Source organism: Bacillus sp. ISL-4 (assembly GCF_018613275.1).
In the GTDB taxonomy this organism is placed as follows: Bacteria; Bacillota; Bacilli; order Bacillales; family DSM-1321; genus Peribacillus; species Peribacillus simplex_E.
On the sequence record NZ_JAGGQN010000078.1, the window covers coordinates 24,552 to 31,020 of the forward strand.

Sequence of the window (6,469 nt, forward strand, 5' to 3'; positions counted from 1 at the left end):
CTCGTACGGTGTGAAGTGGGGGAAAAGACGGAGATAATTTCAAACTCTTACCTATCACTATAGGTCTATGAACTAACTTCCGAAGTCAAACGTAGACAAGGCTATGAAGTCCATGTGGTGAATTTTTCAGAAATGGGATACTCAGATCGATATAATCCCTTCGATTACGTTAGAGAGGAAATACAGGCTTCCACGGTAGCGAATGCCATAATCGCTTCTAAAAATGACCCAAAACGAAAAGATTTTTGGTATAATGCCCAATTTAGTTTATTAAAAGCACTTATTTTATACGCCGTTCATGAATTACCGCCCGAACAAAGAAACATGACGGGTTTGTTAGATTTCTTACAGGAATTTGACCCAGAAGCAAGTAAAGACGGAGCAAGTGAGCTAGATGGACAGTTTTTAAGAATGGACAAATCACATCCAGCTAGAAGGGCTTATGAGTTAGGATTTAAAAAATCCCAAGAAAAAACGCGAGCGAATATTATTATTTCTTTACTTACGACGATAGGGGACTTTACTTCAAGTTCGGTCTCTCGATTTACAAGCTTTTCCGACTTCTTTTTAGGCGATGTGGGAAAAAGGAAAATGGCCTTATATGTGATTATTCCCGTTATGGATTCTACATGGGAAGGGTTAATTAATTTATTTTTTAACCAAATGTTTCAGGAGTTATATAAAGTAGGAGCTCAAAACAGAGCAAAGCTGCCTCAACCAGTGATTTTTATTTTAGATGAATTTGCGAACTTAGGGAAGTTTCCCGACTATGAAAAATTCTTGGCAACCTGCCGGGGTTACGGCATTGGAGTACTGACCATCGTTCAAAGCATCACTCAATTGCAAGAGAAGTATGGCCGGGAACAAGCAGAATCCATTTTAGGGAACTGTGGAACAAAAATCTGTTTAGGGAATGTCAATGAAACAACCGCTAAATACTTTTCAGAGTTAATGGGGAAAACCACCGCAAAAATGGAAACTGGTTCAATTTCAAAATCAAAAGGACAATCATCCAGCTCGTCTTCTTCCTCAAGCTTTTCTTATTCAGCACGCAACTTGATGAATGTCGATGAAATTTTAACGATGCATAAAGATGACGCTATCGTAATCATCACTGGAAAACACCCAATAAGGGTTAAAAAAGCCTACCAATATGTCCTGTTTCCAAATGTAACGAGCTCATTACGTGTAAGCCAATTAAGTTATCAGAATAAACCATCACAAGAAGTGCTGGATTGGCTTGAAGGGAAAAGAGAGGAATATGATGAGTATTTTAGATCAACGGAACGGCAAGAAACACTAGAAAAAGCGGACGTTGAAATGCATGAGGAACAGGTCGTAAAAGCTGAAAAAGAGGCTGAAAGACAAGAGGAACTGGCCATGAGCTTCTTTTCTCAAATGAATGCTACTTCTAGTACCAATCCATCAAAAAAAGGGGGATCTTAAGTTGAAAAAAGTAACGTTGTTTATACCATCATTCATTTTACTTCTATTACTGGTTGCTTGTAATGGAGGCGGTGAAAGCTTTGATCCAAAGGTTGAGCAAGAAAAGGCGACAGAAGTGATAAACAGTGTGTTAACTTCATTTGGGGATCAAGAGAAGGTGGCTGAAGCAAAAACAAGTGATGAAGCAAATGTAACCGCTTGGAAGAAGATAAAAGAAAAAAATATTGCTGCTCTCTCAAAAGATTTAGAAGTAGAGGATCAAAAGAGGTTACTTTATCTTTTGACGCTTAATAAAGCAGAAGATCTTAGTAATAGAGAAACAAAATCTAATATATTATTTACACATAATACAGAAATTAAAGATGTTTCACTTGACCAAGAAAAGAAGATATTCACTTTTGATATAGAGCGTAGTGGATTTGATCACAAATTGATTACCTTAGATAAACAGGAAGAGGTTTGGAAAATCGTAACCGTAAAGGATCCTGAATAAGAGGTGAATCAATTTGTTTGATTTTAAAGAAAAGATTGTAGAAGCCATTCAGGGAATGCTAGAGGATTTTATTGAATGGGCACTTTTAATGTGTAATGACCTTTTACTAAAGCAAAACGCTGAAGTAGCGTTCCTTTCATCCGTCAATAATCTTTTGCTTGCCCTAACCTCAACGATAGCTGTAACGATCATCTTATATAAAATCATTGAGGTTATGTCAAGAAATGCGGCAGGAGATGCCATTGCCTACGGACCTGTGATTGTAAATACGTTAAAAAGCGCCCTACTGATTCCAGCGATGCCTTTTGTTCAGAAAATCTTATTAGAAGAAGTTGCTTATAATATGGGAAACTGGATGATTGGCGAAGGAAGTAAGGTTAGTAAGGAAAAAATAGCTGCTATGTTAGAACCCAGAAACTTTGAAACCCTTCATTTCCAAGGGGCAGCTCTTCTTATATTATTAGCTGTCTTTGCAATAGCGTTTATTGCATTCTTATTTTCAGTAGCGATATTTCATGCGGATGTTATGTTCCTATATTTATTAAGTCCGCTTGCTTGTGTGTCTGTTATTGCGGATGATAATGAATATTTAGGAGTTTGGTGGCGTGAATTATTAAGTCAGATCGTTACGATTCTTTCCAAAATCTTTTTATTCGTTATAGCTTTAAGTATATTAATCAATGAAAATCTTACATTTCTTAATTTTCTATTACTCATGGGATGCTGTATTCTCTTGATTAAGAGTCCTTCGGTCCTTAGAAACATGTGGTATTCATCTGGGTCGGGCAGAGGCATGATGGGAGCTATGGGTGGGACAACAAAACTAGCTGCTAGAAGATTTTTATTAAAACGTTAATGGAAGGGCGACTTCATAAAACGTATTTAAGGAAACTTCCTAGGACGTGGCAAAGGTTAAGGAGAATATCTATATTTTTCCATTCTGAAGGCAGTAGGGTAAAAGAAATTTAAGTTAAAGTCTTATATGGAGCTAAACAAAGTAGGTGCTCAAAACAGAGCAAAGTTGCATCAACCAGTAATCTTTAGATTAGATTAGTTTAGACTAGTTTTCAAATCTAGTATTGACACTTAAAAAAGGCGAGGATTTAAGTAATGGGGAAACTCCATCTAATCTTTTATTTATAAATAATAAAGAAATCACCATCGGTTCTAAGAAACATGTGGTATTCATCTGGTTCGGGCAGGGGGATGAACCATGGGGGCTATGGGAGGTACAACAAAACTAGCAGCTAGAAGATTTTTATTAAAAAGATAGAGAAAAGGCGACTTAATTGTCGTTTTTATTTTGCACTCAGAATAAAGGTGTTGAATTACATATTCTCATTCAACGTGGCATCGTTCTAGTTCTGGAATACATAAGTAATTTGAACAAAAAAACTGCTCGGTATGAGCGTTAAAAAGAACAATCATCATAGATTCCAGGAGACAATTTATCTTGTTGCTCTAGTGAGGTTTGCCTATACATTATTTTAGTAAAAACCTCGATAGAATATATATCAATCTAATATGCAAGTATACAAGGTAATCCAAAATAAATGTTTCAAAGTGATTTGATTATGATTCGAATTGTATACAGGAAGAGTTGAAGGAAGTATGGTGATGAATACAGAATAAGTCAATAAGATGATCTAGGAGGGAATTGCATGACATACTTGGAACAATTCGCACGTAATCGGAGAAGAAGAGAAAAGACCGAGGTATTAACCGCACGCATTCCAGAAAGCTTGTATGGTGATTTCAAAGGTTACTGTGACGAACTGAATTTATCTATCAGTGAAGCGGTTTGTCTGCTGGTAGAACGTGAAATGGCAGGGAATGAAAGGGTATCTGGAGAACTAGCAATCACGGACGAATACAAAATGAATGATGGTGTAGTCGATGTGAATACAGAGGTAGTCAAAAAGGTTGCAAAAAGAAGTCATTCAAATACAAATAGATTCGTCACGACACAATGGCAAGTAGACGCACAGCTTCCATGTCCATATTGTGGTCAGTGGTTGGCAGCGACTAACTTCTCCAGACATGCCAAGCGACACTTAACAACCACACAGGATATTTTCACGAATGAGAAATTTAGAGAGAAAATCAAAGAAATGATCCAGGTGAAAAAAGCTGAAAAATGAACTAAATGATGAGGTAATTTTGTATTAACAATAGTATATAAGGGTGAAGGGAGTTTATTCCTTGAAAGAGCAATCAAATAATAAAAACACAGCTTCAATTAGTGAAAACAGCATAGGCTGGTGGAAAGCAATTATAGAGTCAATCAATGACGGTGTTCTAATAATTGATCATAATGGGTATGAACGAATGATCAATCCTGAATATACACGTATTACTGGTGTTACAACGGCTATCATAGGGAAGTCACTGGAAAAATATCGATCCTGGGCGCAACCTGAACTTACCGCAGATTCATTGAGACCATTAAAGCTTACTAAACGTTGTAAATTACTTACAAAAAAAATCTTTCAATCTACACTATTTTTTTGTATGGTTAATTAGGAGGTGATTTATGGTGAAAGAAAAAAGTTCCCTTTACGACAAATTACCGTTAGAATTATTGGCTGGGTTTTATTTTGAAATAAATAAGAACATTGAAAAGGGAATCTTGTCTGATGCCATGTATCATGAATTAGAATAATGGAACAATCAGCATTAAGAAGGGGTATCTCACTTGAATACCTAGAGGATAACGTTTCACGTATTTGAAGCTGAGAAACTACTAAGAGGAACATCCATGCAACACTAAATTGAAAGATAGGAAGTCAAATGATCATAAGGGATTCGAAATTTGTTTTCTAGTAATCCTTTAAAATGTAAGCGCTTTCTGTTATAATAAAAATGGGTTGGATGGCATGTGTGGCTGTCATAGTATCTGGCGTAGGTGGGGCCGATACCGGGAGAGGACTTAGAGAACATAACTTTTAGCTGAATAAAATGATACATAAACAATAAAAGTGAAAAACGATAGACCCTTTGGCTCCCAAAGGGTCTATTTTGGTGTAACTTCCTCTAATGGAGATGTGAATTTTTAAAAAAATAATTTAATCGATAAGAGAGAATTGCCATGACAGAGGGAAAGACTTATGTTGCCTGGTTTGTGAGGGATATTTCCCGGCTGTAAAAAATAACGTATAACGTAGCCAAAGCTTCTGTAAAGTTTACTATTTTCTTGGGGACGTATAGCAGCCTAACAAAACGATTTAACCTTGTCAATGTCATCTCGGCTCGAGCGATTTTCTTATCATATGTTAGATGTTTTACCCTTATTTTGAGAACCGTTTTTTGTTTTATTTTTTTCTAGATTGATGTTGGACGACATAGGAAAGACCACCGGACATTTGATGAACACTTCTGATGATACTTGGAATAATAAAAATAAAAAGCCCTTCTCACACGAGAGGGACTTTTTTGTTATTAATATTCACTTACAGAATAACTTTTGTATGTTAACTTGTTGCTTTCAAAAACCATATAAACATTTGTGTCAGTAGTGTCACTGTAACGGCTCCAGACATAATCTTTTTGGGTAATACCGCCAGAGGTATATGTTGAATCTAGTTTCATATATTCACCTGTGATGGATACCATTTGATTATAAGTCATTCCTTTTTTTACATTCGTATATTCATTGAAAGTTATACCATTTTTAATGGGAGTAAAGAAATATCCTCTGGCTGTTTTTGTATACTTGACCCACTTTGTTCCTACTTTATCATAATCTACAAATGTTACTGTAGCATATGAAAAGTTTTTATTTGTTGCATATGGAGTTAACGTTACAGCTTTAGTTGTTTTTGCATAAATTGAATTACCTTTATAATCTTGAACCTTATAGGTAGTACCTACTAAGGCGCTCTTATAGAAAGTTGAACCGATCGGCTTTGTTACTGTTGCAGCTTCTCCTTTATTTGCTCCAACTCCTGCCAGTAATCCTAGAGCTAATACTCCTACAGTTAATGCCTTTGCTAGTTTTTTCATCTTAATTTCTCCCCTACCCCGTTAGTTCTTATGAATTTATATGTACATTTGTAGAATACCAAATCTTTTTCAATGGGTCTATGACTTTTCGTAGAGAACGGGTACTTACAATATCCATCTTAGGCAATGCGGCTTTTGACTTCAGTAAACTTCATCACAAACACAATGCTCCATATTCATGAGTTCTTGGAAAAAGACGCAATTGCACCCCAATATATAATTAACTTTCCAAACTTGTTAAACCGGATTGAAGAATTTAATTTTCTCTCATATAGTAATGATTAACTAATCCATCTTAATCTAATTGAACTAAAAAAGTACTATGATTATTCAGAGTACCTAAACAAAAACTTTGATAAATAAATAGAAAGGGCATGTTTAGAAAAAAGATTATCAAAACATGCCCTTATACTACTATTAAATTGGAGTATTCTTTTATAAAAACGCTAATCTTTTGTCTTCCTTAATGAACTAAACCAGCTAATAGGATGCACTAAAGAAGACCACTTTGGATTTGAGTCAATATTT

The 6,469-nt window shown here is 35.6% G+C and carries 6 protein-coding genes and 1 pseudogene; 6 read left to right on the forward strand and 1 reads right to left on the reverse strand.

Going from position 1 to position 6,469, the window contains the following annotated elements; translation table 11 throughout:
- Positions 1 to 75 precede the first annotated feature (75 nt).
- The 6 genes and pseudogenes from J7J00_RS27175 to J7J00_RS27200 all read left to right on the forward strand — a co-directional run.
- Positions 76 to 1,446, forward strand: a pseudogene (locus J7J00_RS27175) (VirD4-like conjugal transfer protein, CD1115 family); the annotation flags it as partial.
- Position 1,447: 1 nt separating this feature from the next.
- Positions 1,448 to 1,939: a hypothetical protein gene (locus J7J00_RS27180; protein WP_214796233.1), complete on the forward strand. Its 492-nt coding sequence runs from the start codon at positions 1,448 to 1,450 to the stop codon at positions 1,937 to 1,939.
- A 13-nt stretch (positions 1,940 to 1,952) separates the two neighbouring features.
- Positions 1,953 to 2,795 (forward strand): conjugal transfer protein TrbL family protein, encoded by an 843-nt coding sequence (locus J7J00_RS27185; protein ID WP_214796235.1) that lies wholly within the window; start codon positions 1,953 to 1,955, stop codon positions 2,793 to 2,795.
- A gap of 805 nt (positions 2,796 to 3,600) precedes the next feature.
- Positions 3,601 to 4,080, forward strand: a complete 480-nt coding sequence (locus J7J00_RS27190) for a hypothetical protein (protein WP_214796237.1) — start codon at positions 3,601 to 3,603, stop codon at positions 4,078 to 4,080.
- 61 nt (positions 4,081 to 4,141) lie between these two features.
- Positions 4,142 to 4,462, forward strand: coding sequence for a PAS domain-containing protein (locus J7J00_RS27195; RefSeq protein ID WP_214796239.1), 321 nt, complete (start codon positions 4,142 to 4,144; stop codon positions 4,460 to 4,462).
- Between the two features lie 10 nt (positions 4,463 to 4,472).
- A complete protein-coding gene (locus J7J00_RS27200) occupies positions 4,473 to 4,601 on the forward strand; it encodes a hypothetical protein (RefSeq protein ID WP_286201606.1) in 129 nt (42 codons plus the stop codon).
- 776 nt (positions 4,602 to 5,377) lie between these two features.
- Here the strand turns inward: J7J00_RS27200 and J7J00_RS27205 are convergent.
- Complete coding sequence (locus J7J00_RS27205; protein WP_214796241.1) at positions 5,378 to 5,941, reverse strand: DUF3862 domain-containing protein; 564 nt, start codon at positions 5,939 to 5,941, stop codon at positions 5,378 to 5,380.
- Positions 5,942 to 6,469 lie beyond the last annotated feature (528 nt).